Origin of the sequence: Mumia flava (assembly GCF_002797495.1) — a bacterium.
In the GTDB taxonomy this organism is placed as follows: Bacteria; Actinomycetota; Actinomycetes; order Propionibacteriales; family Nocardioidaceae; genus Mumia; species Mumia flava.
On the sequence record NZ_PGEZ01000001.1, the window covers coordinates 2,379,421 to 2,396,235 of the forward strand.

At 71.7% G+C, this 16,815-nt stretch carries 13 protein-coding genes; 10 read left to right on the forward strand and 3 right to left on the reverse strand.

The genetic code is table 11. The features are described 5' to 3' along the window. The first annotated feature begins 34 nt into the window (after nucleotides 1-34). Nucleotides 35-2,788: an outer membrane protein assembly factor BamB family protein gene (locus CLV56_RS11265; RefSeq protein ID WP_100414834.1), complete on the forward strand. Its 2,754-nt coding sequence runs from the start codon at nucleotides 35-37 to the stop codon at nucleotides 2,786-2,788. A gap of 228 nt (nucleotides 2,789-3,016) precedes the next feature. Here CLV56_RS11265 and CLV56_RS11270 read toward each other — a convergent pair whose 3' ends face one another. From CLV56_RS11270 to CLV56_RS11280, 3 genes are read right to left on the reverse strand one after another with little or no spacing between them, the layout of a single operon-like run. Beyond that, complete coding sequence (locus CLV56_RS11270; RefSeq protein ID WP_039340003.1) at nucleotides 3,017-3,829, reverse strand: citryl-CoA lyase; 813 nt, start codon at nucleotides 3,827-3,829, stop codon at nucleotides 3,017-3,019. Continuing rightward, entirely contained in the window at nucleotides 3,826-5,040 is a 1,215-nt protein-coding gene (locus CLV56_RS11275; RefSeq protein WP_100414835.1) for a CaiB/BaiF CoA transferase family protein, read from the reverse strand. The genes CLV56_RS11270 and CLV56_RS11275 overlap by 4 nt, the downstream gene beginning before the upstream one ends. Then, the gene (locus tag CLV56_RS11280) at nucleotides 5,037-5,846 is read right to left on the reverse strand and encodes an IclR family transcriptional regulator (RefSeq protein ID WP_100414836.1); all 810 of its coding nucleotides are present in this window, start codon (nucleotides 5,844-5,846) and stop codon (nucleotides 5,037-5,039) included. Before CLV56_RS11280 ends, CLV56_RS11275 begins: the two co-directional genes overlap by 4 nt. Before the next feature lie 154 nt (nucleotides 5,847-6,000). Here CLV56_RS11280 and CLV56_RS11285 point away from each other — a divergent pair, with 154 nt between their 5' ends. From CLV56_RS11285 to CLV56_RS11325, 9 genes are all read left to right on the forward strand, one after another. Next, nucleotides 6,001-7,464, forward strand: coding sequence for an aldehyde dehydrogenase family protein (locus CLV56_RS11285; RefSeq protein ID WP_039340001.1), 1,464 nt, complete (start codon nucleotides 6,001-6,003; stop codon nucleotides 7,462-7,464). 56 nt (nucleotides 7,465-7,520) lie between these two features. Continuing rightward, nucleotides 7,521-9,284: a thiamine pyrophosphate-binding protein gene (locus CLV56_RS11290; RefSeq protein ID WP_100415133.1), complete on the forward strand. Its 1,764-nt coding sequence runs from the start codon at nucleotides 7,521-7,523 to the stop codon at nucleotides 9,282-9,284. A gap of 110 nt (nucleotides 9,285-9,394) precedes the next feature. Further along, entirely contained in the window at nucleotides 9,395-10,426 is a 1,032-nt protein-coding gene (locus tag CLV56_RS11295; protein WP_039339999.1) for a DctP family TRAP transporter solute-binding subunit, read from the forward strand. Then, nucleotides 10,426-11,178 carry an SDR family NAD(P)-dependent oxidoreductase gene (locus CLV56_RS11300; protein WP_100414838.1) on the forward strand — a complete coding sequence of 251 codons (753 nt, stop codon included), beginning with the start codon at nucleotides 10,426-10,428 and terminating at the stop codon, nucleotides 11,176-11,178. The genes CLV56_RS11295 and CLV56_RS11300 overlap by 1 nt, the downstream gene beginning before the upstream one ends. A gap of 41 nt (nucleotides 11,179-11,219) precedes the next feature. Further along, nucleotides 11,220-11,804, forward strand: a complete 585-nt coding sequence (locus CLV56_RS11305; RefSeq protein ID WP_100414839.1) for a TRAP transporter small permease — start codon at nucleotides 11,220-11,222, stop codon at nucleotides 11,802-11,804. Further along, complete coding sequence (locus CLV56_RS11310; RefSeq protein ID WP_039339997.1) at nucleotides 11,801-13,075, forward strand: TRAP transporter large permease; 1,275 nt, start codon at nucleotides 11,801-11,803, stop codon at nucleotides 13,073-13,075. The genes CLV56_RS11305 and CLV56_RS11310 overlap by 4 nt, the downstream gene beginning before the upstream one ends. Then, complete coding sequence (locus CLV56_RS11315) at nucleotides 13,072-15,021, forward strand: oxidoreductase (RefSeq protein WP_170224785.1); 1,950 nt, start codon at nucleotides 13,072-13,074, stop codon at nucleotides 15,019-15,021. Before CLV56_RS11310 ends, CLV56_RS11315 begins: the two co-directional genes overlap by 4 nt. Continuing rightward, nucleotides 15,021-15,845 (forward strand): sugar phosphate isomerase/epimerase family protein, encoded by an 825-nt coding sequence (locus CLV56_RS11320; protein ID WP_039339996.1) that lies wholly within the window; start codon nucleotides 15,021-15,023, stop codon nucleotides 15,843-15,845. The genes CLV56_RS11315 and CLV56_RS11320 overlap by 1 nt, the downstream gene beginning before the upstream one ends. After that, nucleotides 15,842-16,804: a DMT family transporter gene (locus CLV56_RS11325; protein WP_039339994.1), complete on the forward strand. Its 963-nt coding sequence runs from the start codon at nucleotides 15,842-15,844 to the stop codon at nucleotides 16,802-16,804. The genes CLV56_RS11320 and CLV56_RS11325 overlap by 4 nt, the downstream gene beginning before the upstream one ends. The last annotated feature ends 11 nt before the right edge of the window (nucleotides 16,805-16,815 follow it).

Below are 16,815 nucleotides of genomic sequence, written 5' to 3' on the forward strand. Positions count from 1 at the left end.
GTCGGGTCCGTCCGACCGACCAAGGAGAATTGGCATGCGCACACCTCTGACCAAGAGGCGGGCTGTGTTGGTGCTCGGGAGCGTGCTGGCGCTGACGCTGGCAGCCGCACCCGCGACCGGACTCGTAGCCGCCGATCCCAGCTCACCACCAGGGCCGAGCGCCGTCGACCCCGCCGGAGCCGACATGCCCACCGTGGGTGGCAACTACGGCAACCAGAACTACTCGGCGCTCACCGACATCAACAAGCGGAACCTCAAGAAGCTCGGGCCGGAATGGCGCACGCACGTCTCCGCGGTCGCGCCCGCCTCCGACGACACCGGCTCGCAGACGCACCCCATCGTCTCCGACGGCGTCATCTACCTCGACACGCCCAGTGGGGGCGCGATCGCGGTCGACGGCGCGACGGGCGAGGCGAAGTGGAAGTGGGAGCCCGAGGTTCCGGCCCGCACCCGCCGGGGTGTCTCGGTCGGTGACGGCAAGGTCTATGCCATGGCGGCCGGTGGCACGGCCGGCAACGACCAGAACCACGACCCGGACGCGCCTCCGGGAGAGGACGTCCAGATCTTCGCCCTCGACCAGGAGACCGGCGAGGAGGTCTGGGTCTCGTCACCGCTGAGCCCGGACGGCGACGCGCTCGGACGGGACTCCGGCCCGGCGACGCGCTACCACGACGGCCTGGTCTACATCCACACCAACAACGGCGACCGCGGCTCGGTCTCGGCGCTCGACTCCTCAGACGGCAGCGTCGTCTGGACGTTCTTCGGCGTGCCGAGGCGCGGGCAGACCTTCACCGACGTCAACGGCGAGACCTTCGAGCCGGGCGACACCTGGGGCCCGGTGCTGCCGGACGGCACCGACTGCGGTCTCGAGGGTGGCGCCACCCCGTGGATGCACGGCGCGCTCGACCCCGAGCTCGGCATGTACTACATGACCTTCGGCAACCCCCGCAGCTGCAACACCTCGCAGGACGGCTCGCTGCGTCCGGGTGACAACCTGTTCTCCAGCTCGATGGTCGCGGTCGACATGAAGACCGGCGAGTACAAGTGGCACTACCAGTCGATCCCGCACGACGTGTGGGACATGGACAACGTCCACCCGATGACGCTCGCCGACGTCGAGGTCGACGGCGACGAGCGTCAGGTCGTCTTCTACGGGAGCAAGTCCGGCCACCAGTTCGTGCTCGACCGCACCAACGGGAAGCCGGTCCTGCCCACGGTGGACAAGCCGATGATCACCGACTCGCGGCAGGCTCACTCCGAGACCCAGCCGTTCCCCGAGCAGCGTCTCCTTCCCGAGTGCCTCGTCTGGGAGAAGCTCGACCCGGACAACATCCCGGGAGACCCGTGGCGCGCGGTGCCCAACTACAACGGCTACCAGCCCGACGAGGACGGGAACCTCGTGTTCAACCCGGACAGCTACGTCAAGGAGGACGAGCCCTTCCTCACCTATCCCGACGGCGACCCGAAGCGCGAAGGCCACCGTCAGGGCTGCATGTACGACCCGCAGTGGGACCTGCCGATCCTGTCCACCACCAGCCAGAACGGCGGCGGTGACTGGTCCAGCAACTCCTACAGCCACCGCACCAACATGGTGTACTTCCCGTACGGCACGAACCCGGTGGCGCACTGGAACGGCGCGAGCGCCAACGGCCAGCGCGCGATCGGCCAGTACCAGACCGGCGGCATCCTGGCGTACGACGCGTCGACCGGCGACGTCCAGTGGACCAACCACCTCGGGACCGACATGTCGCACGGCCAGAGCCCGCTGACCACGGCGAGCAACCTGCTGTTCGTCGGCCAGACCGACGGCCGCCTGCTGGCCCTGGACGCCACCGACGGCGACGAGCTCTGGGAGTTCCAGACCGGGTCCGCCATCTCGGCGCCCCCGATCACCTACGAGGTCGACGGCGAGCAGTACGTCGCGATCTTCGCGGCCGGCGCCACCAACCCGTACGGCGGGTCGGTGACGCAGGGAGACTCCCTGTGGGCGTTCAAGCTCGGTGGCGACTACACCACCGAGTCCGGCAGCCAGGAGGGGCCGGACACGGCGCCGCTGACGATCCGACGCCCCGTCCAGGGCGGTCCGGTCGAGGGCGACACGGTGGACAACACCGTCCTGCTGGCGCGTACGGACCGGACCGACTCGGCCGGCTCGCAGGACAGCACGTCACAACGCGGCATGGCTCCGACGCACCTGCGGGTGCCCGTGGGGTCGACGGTCACGTTCCTCAACCCGGGCGCGGAGACGTTCCCGAACTTCCCGAACCAGCTGGAGCACTGTGCCACGCAGTACTTCGAGGGTGAGTTCAACGAGCGTCTGCAGCCAGGCGAGAGCTACGAGCACACCTTCGACCGTGCGGGTGAGTACTTCTTCAACGACTGCACCGACCCGCGTCCGGTGGGCAAGATCGAGGTCTACCTCGAGCCGAACGACCAGCCGGGCGACCTGCACTTCCTGCCGGGGTGGCTCGACTTCCGGTCGAAGCAGTTCACCCAGGTGAAGGGCAAGGTGACGGCGGTGTTCGACGTGCCGCGTGGCTACCGCTACCAGAGCGGCGCTGTGCTCGAGACGCCGTTGTCGGAGTCTCCGGTCGCGGCGACGAAGGTCCGCACCATCGGGCTGGGCAAGCTGTTCCGGTCCCGGCTGATCGTGCAGTTCGACAAGGCGGCGCTCGACAACAACGTGCCCGAGGGGCGCGACGTGCCGCTGACGCTGGTGGCGAACTTCCTGCACAACGGCGTGCAGAAGCAGCTGGCCTCGACCGACACGGTGAGGGTGATCAAGTAGCAGCAGCGGCAGGCCGCCGGACACGCCTCGCGTGTCCGGCGGCTTCGTCGTTGTGCCTGTCGAAACCACACGGGTCTCGATCGTCGCTTCGCGGCGTGCCCGTTGGTCGAGGCGGGCGAGGAACGAGCCCGATCGAGACCCGGAGGTTCGGCCACCCGGGGGTCTCGATCGTCGCTTCGCTCCGCCTCGACCAGCGGGGTGGTGCTCCGCCTCGACCAGCGGGAGGTGTCAGGCGTCCGGCGAGAGCCGGGCCGGCAGGATGCTCGGCGGCATCGGGCCCTTGTTGCGGCGACCGGACTGCGACTCCTCCCACGCGTGGGCGAGGATGCCGACGCTGCGGCTCAGCACGAACAGCCCGCGGGCCAGCGGCGGCGGGCACCCCAGCTCGCCGTAGATCACCGCGGTCGCACCGTCGATGTTCATGGGGACGGGGCGGGCCCGCCCCTCGGCGAGCGCGTCCTCGATCGCGAGCGCGGCGGCGAGGTGACGCCCGGGGACCGTACCGTCGTCGCGGGCCTGCTCGACCAGGGCGAGCAGCGGGTCGCGGCGCGGGTCACGAGGGTGGAAGCGGTGGCCGAAGCCGGGGACGTACCGGCCCTGCGACCGGACCTCCGCGACCACCTCGCGCGCCGCCGCCGCCAGGTCGTCGCCCGCGTCGGCGCGCGCCAGCAGGGCGTCGTACAGCGCGAGACACTGCTCGCCCGCGCCACCGTGGACGTCGCCCAGGGTGTTCACCGCGCTGGCCATCGCATTGTTGAGCCCGACGCCGCACGTGGCCGCCATCCGCGCGACCGCGATCGACGGCGCCTGCGGGCCGTGGTCGGTGGCAGCGACGAGCGCGGCCTCGAGCAGGCGGGCACGCGGAGGCTCGCAGCGCTCGCCGGTGACCATGAACCAGATCATCTCGGCGAACCCGGTCCGGCCGATCAGGTCGGCGACCGGCACCCCTCGGTGCTCGATCACGCCGGGCTCGATGTACGTGATCGCGGTCCCCCACCACGCGGACACCGCGGAGGCGTCGGGGTGGTCGGGTGCAGTCATCGTCCGGCGCCCCGGGCGGTACGGGTCGCTGCGTCCTCGACGCCCGCGCTGTGCTCGCCGAGCCGCGGAGCGCGTTCGAGGGGGTGCTGGGCGAGCCCGTCGACGAGCACGCCGGACCCCGCGACCCGCACGGCGCGGTCGGGCTGGTCCGGGAGCGGGAGGTCGGTGAAGAAGTCGCGGTGCCGCAGCTGCTCGAGCTCGACCGCCTGCGGCACCGTGAGGATGCGCGCAGCGGGCACTCCGTGACCCGACAGCAGGTCTTCCCAGTGCTCGGCGCTCTGCTTCGCGAGCGCACCGTTGATCTCGGCGTTCAGATCCTCACGGTTGAGCTTGCGGTCCTCGCGCTGGGCGAAGCGGGGGTCGTCGATCAGGTCGCCGCGCTCGATCAGCCGGCAGAGCGTGACGAACTGCTCCTGTCGGTTCGCCGCGATGTTCAGCGGGCCGTCGGCGGCGTGGAACGTGCCGGACGGAGCGGCCGTCGCGTTCTGGTCGCCCATCGGCTCCGGAGGCACACCGCTGATCGTATAGTTGGACACCGCCCAGCCCATCGCCGAGAGCGACGCCTCCAGCATCGAGACGTCGAGGTGGGACCCGTGCCCCGTCCGCTCCCTTCGGAGCAGCGCGGCGTTGATCGCCATCGCGGCGGTGAGCCCGCCGACGGTGTCGCAGATCGGGAAGCCGACACGCTGCGGCGCGGTGTCGGGGGTGCCGGTGATGCTCATCATCCCCGACAGACCCTGGACGATCTGGTCGTACGCCGGGCGCTGGCTCATCGGACCGGACTGTCCGAACCCGGAGATCGCGCAGTAGACGAGCGCCGGGTTGCGGTCCCGCAGCACGGGCCACGGGTAGCCGAGACGGGCCATGACCCCGGGCCGGAAGTTCTCGAGCAGGACGTCCGCGTCCGCCACGAGGTTCTCGAAGGCCTCCCGGCCGTCCGGGGACTTCAGGTCGAGCTCGACCGACTGCTTGCCGGCGTTCTGCGCCAGGAACGAGGCGCCGAGCAGCCGCGTGTTCAGGTCGGGGTCGGGACCGAGCTGGCGGGCGAGGTCGCCGCGGCCGGGGACCTCGACCTTCACGACCTCAGCGCCCATCAGCATGAGCTGATAGCTGCAGTACGGTCCGGCGAGGACGTTCGTCAGATCGAGGACGCGGATGCCGGCGAGGGGGCGCGTGGCCGCGGGTGGGGCGTCGCCGTCGTCGCCGCTCATGCGCCGGCTCCGCGGAAGGCGGTGCCCAGGCCCCGGGCCGACATGGCGATCGAGGCGCTGCGCAGGGCCGAGGCGAAGTCGGCGACCGTGTCGTCGGTGAAGCGGTGGGTGGCGCCGCTCATGCTCAGGGCTGCGACGACGCGTCCGCCGTCGTCCTTGAGCGGGACAGCGACCGCGGAGACGCCGGACTCACGCTCACCGTGCGAGACCGCGTATCCGACGTCGGCCACCTCGGCGACCTGTCTGCGCAGGTCGTCGAGGTCGACCCGGCCCCTCGGCGCGCCGGCCACCACCCGGGCGAGCAGGCCCTCCGGCGCTCCGTGCAGGAGCACCTTCGCCGACGCGCCCGTCCACAGCGGGAACTCGTCGCCGACGTTGATCACGTGGCGCAGCGTCCTCGGGGACTGAGCGCTGGCGATGCAGAGCCGGTGGATGTCGCGTCGGATGTAGAGGTTGACCGTCTCCTGGTGCTCGCGCGCCATGTCGGTCATCATCCGGCGGATCTCGGGCGGCAGCTCCCAGGCGTTCTTCGCGAGGTGCGCCCACCGCCACAGGCCCGGGCCGGCCATGAAGCCGCTCTCCGTCCCCCACAGGAGTCCCGCGTTGACGAGCGTCTGTGCGAGGCGGATCGCCGTGGTCTTGGCGAGTCCCGTGTTGTCCACGATGTCGCGGATCGTGATCTGCGGGCGCTCCTCGTCGAGGAGGTTCAGGATCTCCAGCGCGCGCTGCACGCTGCGTACCCCACCGGCGCCTCCGTCCAGCGCGGATCCGTCGATCGCGTCGGGCTCTGCGGGCCGCTTGGCCATTCGACCTCCTCGAGACAACCGGGGCCGGGTGTCCCTCACCCCGGTGACCTGTTTCACATCGTCCCCTTGCCAGATCGGCGGGGCACGCCCTACCTTACTCACAGACCACTCAGCGGTCCAATAGGTCCGCTAGACGGATATCAGGAGATTTCAGGTGCACCCACCGGACAACCTTCCGCTCCCCACGCTCAATCTGGTCGCGGGTGAGTGGACCGACCGGGAGCAGCGGTCCGAGCGGATCGGTCCGGCTCTCGGCTCGGTCGTCAGCACGGCGGCCCAGGCCGACGGTGAGCTGGCCGATCGTGCGCTCGCCTGGGCCGAGAGTGCCGCGCGGCGGGTCGCCGCATGGTCGCCGGCCGCGCGGGCGTCGGTCCTCGAGCGAGCCTCGGACCTGCTCCAGGAGCGCCGCGACGACGTGGCGCGGCTGCTCGCACTCGAGCTGGGCAAGCCGATCCGCGACTCCCGGGGCGAGGTCCAGCGGGCCGCCGAGACGCTGGCCGTCGCGGCGGCGGAGGGACGCAGGATCGGTGGCGAGGTGCTCCCGACCGCGGGCTGGGAGCGGGGCGTCGGCTCGACCGCGATGACGATCAGGGCGCCCGTCGGGGTGGTCGTCGCGATCACGCCGTTCAACGCCCCGGTCAACCTGCTCGCGCACAAGCTGTCCGCGTCCTTCGCGGCCGGCAACACGACGATCGTGAAGCCGCCGCCCCAGGCACCGGCCAGCTCGACGGCCCTGGTCGAGATCATGATCGAGGCCGGGCTCCCGCTCCAGGCCGTCCAGGTCCTGCACGGTGGGGTCGAGGTGGGAGAGCGCCTGACCTCGAGCCCGGTCGTGGCGGCGATCAGCTTCACCGGCAGCGCGGCCGCCGGCCACGCGGTCGCGCGCTCGGGCGCCGGCAAGCGGCTGGTCCTCGAGCTCGGCGGCAACGCGGCGACGCTCGTCTGCGACGACGCGGACCTGGCCGACGCCGCCCGCCAGTGCGCGCGTACGGGCTTCAGCAACTCGGGGCAGAGCTGCATCTCGGTCCAGCGGATCTACGTCCCGCGCGCTCTCGCCGCTCAGTTCGCCGACCTGCTGGTCGAGGAGGTCCGGGGCCTGCGGGTCGGTGATCCCCTCGACGAGAGCACGGACATCGGCAGCATGGTCGACGAGCAGGCGGCCGAGCGGGTGCGCTCGTGGGCGGCCGAGGCCGAGCAGCAGGGCGCGAAGCTCCCGTGCGGCGCGGAGCGGAGCGGTGCCACGCTGCGCCCGGTCGTCGTCGTCGACCCGCCGCCGAACGCGCGGGTCGTCACCGAGGAGGCGTTCGGCGCGGTGGTCGTCGTGCTGCCGTACGACGACCTCGATGCCGTCGTCGAGGAGTGCAACCGCAGCCGCTACGGCCTCCAGGCCGGGCTGTTCACCTCCGACGCCTCGCGGATCTTCGAGATCTGGCGGCGCCTGGAGGTCGGCGCCGTCGTGGTCGGCGGGACGTCGAACTACCGCCTGGACCACGTCCCGTTCGGCGGGGTGAAGGACTCCGGGATCGGCCGGGAGTCTCCCCGCTGGATGATCGACGACTACACGTACGTCAAGACGCTGCTGTGGAAGTCGGAGTCCGCGTGGGGGACCGGGCCGTGACCGCCGACGCCGACCGCAGTGCAGAGACGACCGAGACCGACAGGGAGCAGACCGAGATGACCGCCGACAACGCCGCCGCCGCCGCGACCACCGGAGCGCACGTCGTCGTGCGCCAGCTGGAGCAGTGGGGCGTCACGCACGTCTTCGGCCTGTGCGGGCACACCAACATCGCGTTGCTCGACGCGCTGGGCCACAGCGACATCGAGTTCGTGGTCTTCCGCCACGAGCAGACGGCCGCCCACGCCGCCGACGGGTACGCCCGGGCGACGGGCAAGCCGGGTGTCGTCGTGGTGCACGTGGGGCCGGGCATGATGAACGCCGTCACGGGCGCCGCCACCGCGGCGCTGGACTCCGTCCCGCTCGTCGTGATCAGCGGCGACGTGCCGTCGTACTACCGCGGACGGCACCCGCACCAGGAGGTCAACCTGCATGCGGACGCCGACCAGACCGGGATCTACAAGCCGTTCGTGAAGCGCGCGTGGGACGTCGCCCGCGTCGAGGACCTGCCGCGCTTCCTCGAGCGCGCCTGGTGGACGGCCTCCAGCGGACGTCCGGGGGCGACCCTGCTCAACGTCCCCATGGACATGTTCTCCCGGGAGCTGCCGATCGAGGCCGCGAGCCGGTCGGTGCTCCCGGGTTCCACGTCGGTCCCGTCCGTCGACGAGGCCACCCTCGACCAGGTCGTCGACCTGCTCGCGTCCGCGCAGCGTCCTCTCGTGTACGTCGGCGGCGGTGCCCGTGATCCCGAGGCCCGCGACGCGCTGCTGCGGATCGCCGAGCACCTCGACCTGCCGATCGTGCACTCCCTGATGGCGAAGGGGCTGATCTCGGACGACCATCCGCTCCTGCTCGGGATGCCCGGGTTCTGGGGGCTGGAGTTCACCAACACGTACGCGCGCAACGCCGACGTCGTGCTGGCGCTCGCGACGCGCTTCGCCGAGACCGATGCGAGCTCGTGGGACCCGGCGTACACCTGGCAGTTCCCGCCCACGAAGCTGGTCCAGGTCGACCTCGACCCCGCGGAGATCGGGCGGAACTACCCGGTCGAGGTCGGCGTGGTCGCCGACGTCGGGCAGACGCTGTCCGCGATCGAGCGCCGGCTGCGCGAGCGCGACGTCGCGCCGGTGGACCGCCCGGAGCTGCGCGACCAGATCGATCGGACCCGGTCCGCGCTCTGGGCGGAGACCGCTGATCGTGGTGCTGCTGAGGACTTCCCGCTCAAGCCGGAGCGGATCCTGCGCGACCTGCGGGAGGCGATGCCGGCCGACACGGTGCTGGTCACGGACGTGGGGTGGAACAAGAACGGGGTCGCCCAGCGGTATCCGATGCGGGACGTCGGCCGGTTCATCACGCCCGGCGGTGCGTCGACGATGGGATTCGGACCTGCGGCTGCGCTCGGTGTCCAGCTGGCCTGGCCCGACCGGCCGGTGGTGGCGCTGGTCGGCGACGGCGGCATGAGCGCGCAGCTCGCGGCGCTGCCGACGGCAGCGGAGCGGGACCTGCCGGTGATCTTCGTCGTGATGAACAACGCGGCCCACGGGACGATCGCGGACCTGCAGGCGTCGAGCTACGGCGCGAGCTACGGCTGCGAGTTCGTCGACGCCGACGGACGGCCGGCCACGCCTGACTTCGCCGCGCTCGGGCGTGCCTGCGGCCTGGACGGCTACCAGATCGGCGAGGTCGGTGAGCTCGCGAGCGCGCTCAAGGCCGCCCTCGCCGCCCGCCGGCCGGCCGTGATCGACGTGCCGATGGTCAACGACCCCGTCCCGACCCCCGGCCACTGGAACATCAACGACATCTACCGGGGCCGATTCGACTGAGACCGATCTGTGACCTGGGGATCGCGTCCCAGGTGTTCCGCGTCACACGGTTCACAAGTAACGTACTAGTTAGGTAACTCGCTCCGCCGGAGCGGACAAGGGAGGAATCCATGTCAGTCATCAGGAAGAGGAAGGGCCTCGGCCTGGCGGCGGCCGCCATGAGCGGCGCGCTGCTGATCACCGCCTGCGGCGGGGACGACGACTCGGGCGGGAGCGGCGGCGACGAGTCGGTCACCCTCTCCTTCGCCAACAGCTACCCCGACGAGCACCCCCACAACCAGTGCGGCGCGATGGTCGTCCAGGAGACGCTCGCCGACGGCGACAGCGGCGTCGAGATCGAGGTCTTCTCCAACAGCCAGCTCGGTCCGGACGCGGAGCGCTTCACCTCCGTCGCCTCCGGCGACATCGACATCGACATCCAGGGCAGCTCCGCGATCTCGGCCTCCTTCGAGGAGATCGGGGCGATGGACGCCGCCTACGCGTTCGCGGACGCGGACGAGCTGTTCACCTTCGTCGACACCGACGAGTTCGACGCGATGGCGGAGCGTCTGCTCGAGGAGACCGGCGTGCGCGTCCTCGACGTCTGGTACTTCGGCATGCGGCAGTTCACCGCGAACCAGCCGATCCGCACCCCCGACGACTTCGACGGCCTGCGGATGCGCTTCCCCGACAGCCCGCAGTACCTGATGAACGCCGAGGCGCTCGGTGCCGAGGCCACCCCGGTGGCGTTCGAGGAGGTCTTCCTCGCGCTCCAGCAGGGCACGATCGACGGCCAGGAGAACCCGGTGCCGACGATCCAGGACATGAACTTCACCGAGGTGCAGTCGCACGTCAGCCTGACCGGGCACCAGGTCGGCTCGGTGATGGCCATCATCTCCGAGGAGAGCTGGCAGAGCCTCTCGTCCGACCAGCAGGAAGCCGTCCAGGCCGCGATCAGCGACGCGCGCGAGGGCGATCGCCAGTGCGTCGAGGAGGCGGAGAACGACATCCTCGCCGAGTGGGAGGAGAGCGGCACGATGACCGTCGTGGACGACGTCGACCTGGACACCTTCTCGGAGCAGGCCGAGACGTTCTTCAACGAGAACTACGAGGGCGCTCAGCTGGAGCTCTACCAGGCGATCCGCGAGTCGGTCGGATCCTGATGCGAGCGCTGGTGACGGGAGGGCGCGGCGGCATCGGCCGCGCCGTGGTGGAGCGGCTGTCCGGCCGCGGCTACCACGTCGTGGTCGCGGACGCCGCGGCCCTCCCCACCAGCGCCGACCCTTCCACGAGCCACCTCCAGGTGGATCTGACCGAGGCCGACGAGGTCCGGGACGCGGTCGTCACGGCCGCCGGTGACGAGGGCCTGCACTGCCTGGTCAACTGCGCCGGCATCTCCCCGAAGCGCAACGGCGCGGCGCCGCAGATCCCCGAGATCGACACCGACGAGTGGGATCGCGTCTTCGCCGTCAACGTGCGCGCGTGCTTCCTCACGCTGCGCGAGTCCTGGCCGCTCCTGGTCGAGCACGACGGTGCGAGCGTGGTGAACGTGGTCTCCGCGGTCGCTCGGCTCGCCGCGGCGGGCCCGCCCGGCACGCAGTTCGGCCTCGTCCACCCCGCCGGCGCGCACTACACCGCGTCCAAGGCGGCGCTCGCGAACCTCACGTGGTCGGCGGCCCGCGCGCTGGGCCCCCGTGGCGTCCGCTGCAACGGAGTCGCACCCGGCTACATCAACTCGGGCATGCGCAACGCCACCGACCCCGAGGTCGAGCAGGCGATCGTGCGGCAGCTCCCGCTCGGCCGGCCCGGCACCAGCGACGAGGTCGCCGCCGTGATCGACTTCCTCGTGTCGCCCGAGGCTGCGTACCTCACCGGCGAGATCATCGACGTCGACGGCGGGTGGAACCCCGACTGACGCCCTGACCTGTCCCTCCCCACCAGCGATCAGGAGAACCCATGCCCGAGACGACGCGACCACGGGTCGCCCTCCAGCGACCCCGGTGGCTCGTTCGCGTGCTCCGCGGCGTCGAGCTGGCCGAGCTCACGCTCGGAGCCGTGCTGCTCGCGACCATCCTCGTCCTCGTGGTGCTCCAGGTCGTCACGCGGATCACGCCGTTGGACAGCAACGTCTGGAACGGCGAGATCGCGAAGTACGCACTGGTCTGGCTGGCGTTCGGGATGTCCGGCTACCTGCTCGGGCGCGACGAGCACATCACCCTCGACGTGATCGACAAGGTGCTGCCACCGCTCGGACGTCGGCTGGTGCAGGCCTTCGCGATGCTGGTCGTGGCGGCGACGTGCGGCCTGTTCGCGTACGAGGGATGGGACCTCGTCTCCTCGGGGTCGCCGATCAAGTCGCCGGCCGCGGGCATCCCGCTGCCGTGGATCTACGTCATCCCCACCATCGGGATCGCCCTGACCGCGGTGCGCGCCGTCCTGGAGGTCGTCTTCCCGACGTCCCATGAAGGCGTGGTCCACGTCGCCGGCGAGGCGATCGCCGACGAGTCCGTCCACCAGCCCGACGACAGGAGCGCGGTGTGAGCGTCGCAGTCCTCGGCATCGCGATCGCGGTGCTCATCGCCCTGCGGGTCCCGATCGCGTTCGCGATCCTCGGGCCCTGCCTCCTCTACATGTGGTCCCACGACCAGTCCGTCGGCTTCGCGATGCGGACCGCGACCAACGGCGTGAACAGCTGGCCGCTGCTCGCGGTGCCGCTCTTCATCCTGGTCGGGTTCCTCGCCACCCGAGCCGGCATCGCCGAACGTGTCTTCGCGCTCATCCTCTCCCTCGTGGGTCGGGTCCGCGGGGCGCTCGGCTACGTCAACATCGGGGTCAGCCTCGGCTTCTCCTGGATGAACGGCTCGGCCCTGGCGGACGCTGCAGGTGTCGGCTCGATCGAGATCCCCCACATGCAGAAGAAGGGGTACCCGACGAAGTTCGCGGTCGGCCTGACCGCCGCGTCGTCGGTGGTCGGTCCGATCATGCCGCCGAGCATCCCGGCGGTGGTCTTCGCCTCGGTCGCGATCGTGTCGACCAGCGCGCTGTTCGCGGCGGCGATCGTCCCCGCCCTGCTGATCTGCGTCGCGCTCGCGGTCTACGTCTTCTTCTGGGCCCGCGGGCACGAGGAGCTGCGCAGCGAGGAGTTCTCCTGGCGCGAGGTCCGCTCGACCCTGGTCGGGGGCCTCGGCGCGCTGTTCGCGCCGGTCATCATCCTCGGCGGCATCCTCGGCGGCTACTTCACCCCGACCGAGGCCGCGGCCGTCGGTGCGGTCTACATGCTGCTGCTCGGCTTCCTCTACCGCTCCCTCAAGCTGCGCGATCTGCCGAAGGTCTTCGCGGACACCGCGGCGACGACGGCGGCGATCATGGTGATCCTGGGTGCTTCGAGCCTGCTGGGCTGGATCCTCGCCCGCGAGCAGGTCCCGCAGAACGTCGCGAGCGCCTTCCTCGAGCTGACCGACAGCACGTTCGTCTTCCTCATCATCGTCAACCTCCTGCTTCTGGTCCTCGGTGCGGTGATCGAGCCGACCTCGGCCCTCGTGATCAGCGTCCCGGTGCTGCTCCCGGTGGCGACGCAGCTCGGGGTCGACCCGGTGCACTTCGGGGTCATCGTCGTGCTGAACCTGATGATCGGACTGATGACACCTCCGATCGGCGGGGTGCTCTTCGTGCTCAGCTCGGTCACGAAGACCCCGGTGTCCACCGTGTTCAGCGGTGTGGCGCCGTTCCTCGTCCCGCTGCTCGCCGTGCTCCTGATCGTCACCTTCGTCCCGGCCCTGTCGTTGTGGTTGCCCACGCTGCTCGGCCTGTGACCGGACCCGACGTCGGCACTCCGCTGACCGTCCGGGACCTCACCCTGCGCAACCGCGTGGTGGGCGCCCCGATGGAGCGCAACCTGTGCGACCTCGCCGGACGCGTCACTCCCGCGTACGCTGCCTATCTCGAGGCACGTGCGGCGGGCGGGACGGCGCTGGTCTTCACGGAGTCCAGCTACGTGCGGGCGGACTCGCGGGCGCGGCTTCGGCAGATGGCGATGAGTGACGACGGGGTCGTCCCGGGCGTCCGGATGCTCGCCGACGCGGTCCACCGGCACGGGTCTCTGCTCGGCGTGGAGCTCAACCACGCCGGCCGGGTGGTGCCGCGCGCGGTCTCGCAGCGACAGCCCGTCGGGCCGTCTCCCGTGCCGTGCGTCGAGATCGGAGGCGACCTGCCGCGTGAGCTCGGGCTCGGTGAGATCGACGAGCTGGTCGAGGCGTTCGCGGACGCGGCCCAGCGAGCTCTGGACGGCGGAGCCGACGTTCTCTCCGTGCACGCGGCGCACGGCTACCTGATCGGGCAGTTCCTCTCGCCGCGGTCGAACCACCGCGACGACCGGTACTGCTCTCCGACCGCGTTCCTGGACGACGTCCTCGTCGCGGTGCGTGACCGGATCGGCCCGCGGGTCCCGCTGTTCCTGCGCTGGTCGGCCTTCGAGGGCCTCCCGGGTGGCCGGGACCGCGACGACGCGCTGGCGACGATCACGCGGACCCGGCTCGACCTGGTCGACGTCGTGGACCTGTCGGCGGGGACCTACGGCGCGGGACAGTGGATCACGCCGAGCGGTGAGGTCGAGGAGGCGTACCTCGCCGAGACCGCGCGTCGCTACCGCGAGGAGACCGGGCTGCTGGTGGGGCTCGCGGGGCGGATCACCCGGCCCGAGACAGCGCAGCGGCTGGTCGCCGAGCGCGCCGCCGACCTGGTGGCGGTCGCTCGTGCCCTGCACGCCGACCCGACGTGGGCCCGGCACGCTGTCGCCGGCACGCAGCCGCGGCCGTGCATCGCCTGCAACCAAGGATGTGCCGACGTCGTCTTCGCCGGCAACCCGCTGTGGTGCACCGTCAACCCGCGGACGGGGCACGAGGCCGAGTCGGACGGGGCAGGCTCGGTCGACGGCGCGCGGGTGCTCGTGGTCGGCGGTGGCCCTGCCGGTCTCGAGGCCGCCGCGACGCTCGCCGAGCGCGGCGCCTCCGTGATCCTGGCGGAGGCCACGTCCCGTCTCGGCGGTCAGGTCGTGCCGACCGCGGCGATGCCGTCGCGGCCACAGCTGGGACGCATCCTGGTCTGGTGGACACGACGGCTCGAGAGCCTCGGTGTCACGGTCCTGCTCGACACGCCCCTGGTCGGGAGCGAGGTCGCGGAGCGGTTCGAGGTCGACGCCGTCGTCGACGCCACGGGCGGTGTCGACAACGTTCCCTCCGTCGTGGGCGACCACGACCGGCTCGTGGGGATCCGGGCATGGCTCGCCGACCCGACCGACGACGCCGAGGTGGCGGTGTGGGGCGCGGACCGCGCCGCCACGTACACGGCGGATCTCCTGCGTTCCCAGCGACGGCGGGTCGTTCTGGTCTCGACCGAGCAGAGTCTGGCGGCCGAGGCCGGCGCGCGGGAGCGGCTGCACGCGGTCGAGCGGCTGACGGGCGACGACGGGGTCGAGCTCGTCCTTGGGCACACGCTCGAGCAGGTCGGCCCCGAGGCACTCGTCGTGGCCGACCCCGTGGGCCGGCGTCGGTCCGTGGAGTCGCGCGGGCCGATCCTGGTGTCGCAGGGGTCGCTCCCGCTCGGGCTCACCGACGTGGATCCGGACCTGGTCGTCGAGACCGCGGGGGAGGCCGGCGGCAGCCGGTCGCTCGACGCGTCCGTCGCGTCCGGGCACGATGCGGCGCTGCGGACGCTGGCCCGGTTGCTGGCGCCGCGTCCGCGTGCGAGAGCGCGCACGTGATGGTGCCGGACCCACGGCGCGCCTGGGTCAGCACCTACACCGGCCTGGGCCGCCGCGAGCTCGGTGACCTGCTCGGCGATCTGGCGGAGGCCGGGTGCCCCGACGTCGAGGTGCTCGCCGCCCCGCCCCACCTCGATCTCGAGCACGGCGACGCCCCGGCGCGCCTCCGGTCGGCCACCCGACGGGCCGGAGTCCGCGTACGCAGTGTCGTGCCCAGCGGAGTCGACGTGAACCTGGCCAGCCCGCACGCGGGCATGCGTGCATGGAGCGTCGCCCAGTTCGGCGCGGTGGTCGCGATCGCCGCTGCGTGCGACGCCGACGTCGCGGTCGTCCACCCGGGGCGCCGCCACCCGCTCCGGCCGGCGCCGGCAGCGCAGCTCGCAGGCTGGGTCGTCGACGGGCTGGAGCAGGTCCTCGCTCTCGGTGACCGCCACGGTGTCCGGATCGCGCTGGAGAACGTCCCGACCGGGCTGTTCGACACGGTGGGCGAGTGCCGTGAGCTCGCCGCGTCGTTCGACGGCCGCCTCGGGACGTGCCTCGATGTCGCGAACGCATTCATGGTCGAGGACGTCGTCGCGGCCGTGCGTGACGGGCGCGCCGCGCCTCCCGACCTCGTGCACCTCTCCGACACCACCCGCGCCCGCTGGCTGCACGACCCGATCGGCAGCGGCGAGGTGGACTGGGTCGCGGTCGGCGCGGCGCTGGGCGCGATCGGATACGACGGTCCCGTCGTGCTGGAGACGCTGCACGACGGCGAGGCAGCAGCAGGGTTCGCCGCCGACCGCGACGCCCTCGCCGCCCTCGGGTGGGGTCGCTCTCGATGAGCGCGGCGGAGGGCGGGACGGCCTCCTCCGGGTCGACTCCGGGTGGGGGTCGGCTCGCGCAGGGCGGTCCCGCACGGGTGGACCTGACGATCCTCGCGGGCGCGGTCCTGTGCGCGTCGACGGCGCCGCCGCTGACCGCGGCGATCGCGGCCCCCGCACTGGCGATCGCGTTCTGGCGCAACGCGATGGCGCTGCCGGTCTCGATCCCCATGGCGTGGTGGTACGAGCGCGGCGGCCTGCGCGGGCTCAGCCCGCGCGTGGCCCTGCTGGTCGGGTTCGCCGCCGTCATGCTCGCCCTCCACTTCGCCTCCCTGGCGGCCGCGCTGGACCGTACGTCGGTCGCATCGGCGGCGACCCTGGTGTGCGGCCAGAGTGTCTGGGCCGCGCTGTTCGCCGGGGCGCTGGGGGAGAGGCTGTCCCCGCTGGGCTGGGTGGGGACCGCCCTGGCGCTCGCCGGCGTCGTGGCGGTGACGGGGGTCGACGCGGTCGTCTCCGAGGGAACGCTCACCGGCAACCTGCTCGCGCTGCTGTCCGGCGTCGCCGGCGGCGCGTACATGGTCTCCGGCGGGGTCGCGCGTCAGCACGTGAGCGCGTCGCTGTACACCGCGCTGTGCTACTCCGCCTGCGCGGCGGTCCTCCTGGGCGCAGCCGTTCTGACGGGAACGGCGCTGACCGGCTTCGGGCCGGCGACCTGGATCGGGCTGGCGGCCCTCACCCTGCTCGCTCAGCTCCTCGGGCACTCGCTCTTCAACTTCGTGATGCGGTCGGTGAGCCCGAGCCTGGTGTCGCTGAGCCAGCTGATGACGGTGCCGATCGCGTCCGTCATCGCCGCCGTGGCGCTGGACCAGACGCCACCGCCGGCGTTGCTCCCGGCCATCGGCCTGATGGTGGTCGGGATCGGCCTGGTCGTCACGTCGCACCGGCGCCGTGCCGTGCGGCTGGTGGCGGACGAGTCCTGACGCGCGGCCGG

Excerpts from the sequence above, each read along its gene's own strand:
- CLV56_RS11270 (WP_039340003.1), bottom strand. The coding sequence starts at position 3,829 with ATGACTGCACCCGACCACCCCGACGCCTCCGCGGTGTCCGCGTGGTGG.
- CLV56_RS11280 (WP_100414836.1), bottom strand. The coding sequence starts at position 5,846 with ATGGCCAAGCGGCCCGCAGAGCCCGACGCGATCGACGGATCCGCGCTG.
- CLV56_RS11290 (WP_100415133.1), top strand. The coding sequence starts at position 7,521 with ATGACCGCCGACAACGCCGCCGCCGCCGCGACCACCGGAGCGCACGTC.
- CLV56_RS11300 (WP_100414838.1), top strand. The coding sequence starts at position 10,426 with ATGCGAGCGCTGGTGACGGGAGGGCGCGGCGGCATCGGCCGCGCCGTG.
- CLV56_RS11320 (WP_039339996.1), top strand. The coding sequence starts at position 15,021 with ATGGTGCCGGACCCACGGCGCGCCTGGGTCAGCACCTACACCGGCCTG.
- CLV56_RS11265 (WP_100414834.1), top strand. The coding sequence starts at position 35 with ATGCGCACACCTCTGACCAAGAGGCGGGCTGTGTTGGTGCTCGGGAGC.
- CLV56_RS11295 (WP_039339999.1), top strand. The coding sequence starts at position 9,395 with ATGTCAGTCATCAGGAAGAGGAAGGGCCTCGGCCTGGCGGCGGCCGCC.
- CLV56_RS11305 (WP_100414839.1), top strand. The coding sequence starts at position 11,220 with ATGCCCGAGACGACGCGACCACGGGTCGCCCTCCAGCGACCCCGGTGG.
- CLV56_RS11325 (WP_039339994.1), top strand. The coding sequence starts at position 15,842 with ATGAGCGCGGCGGAGGGCGGGACGGCCTCCTCCGGGTCGACTCCGGGT.
- CLV56_RS11275 (WP_100414835.1), bottom strand. The coding sequence starts at position 5,040 with ATGAGCGGCGACGACGGCGACGCCCCACCCGCGGCCACGCGCCCCCTC.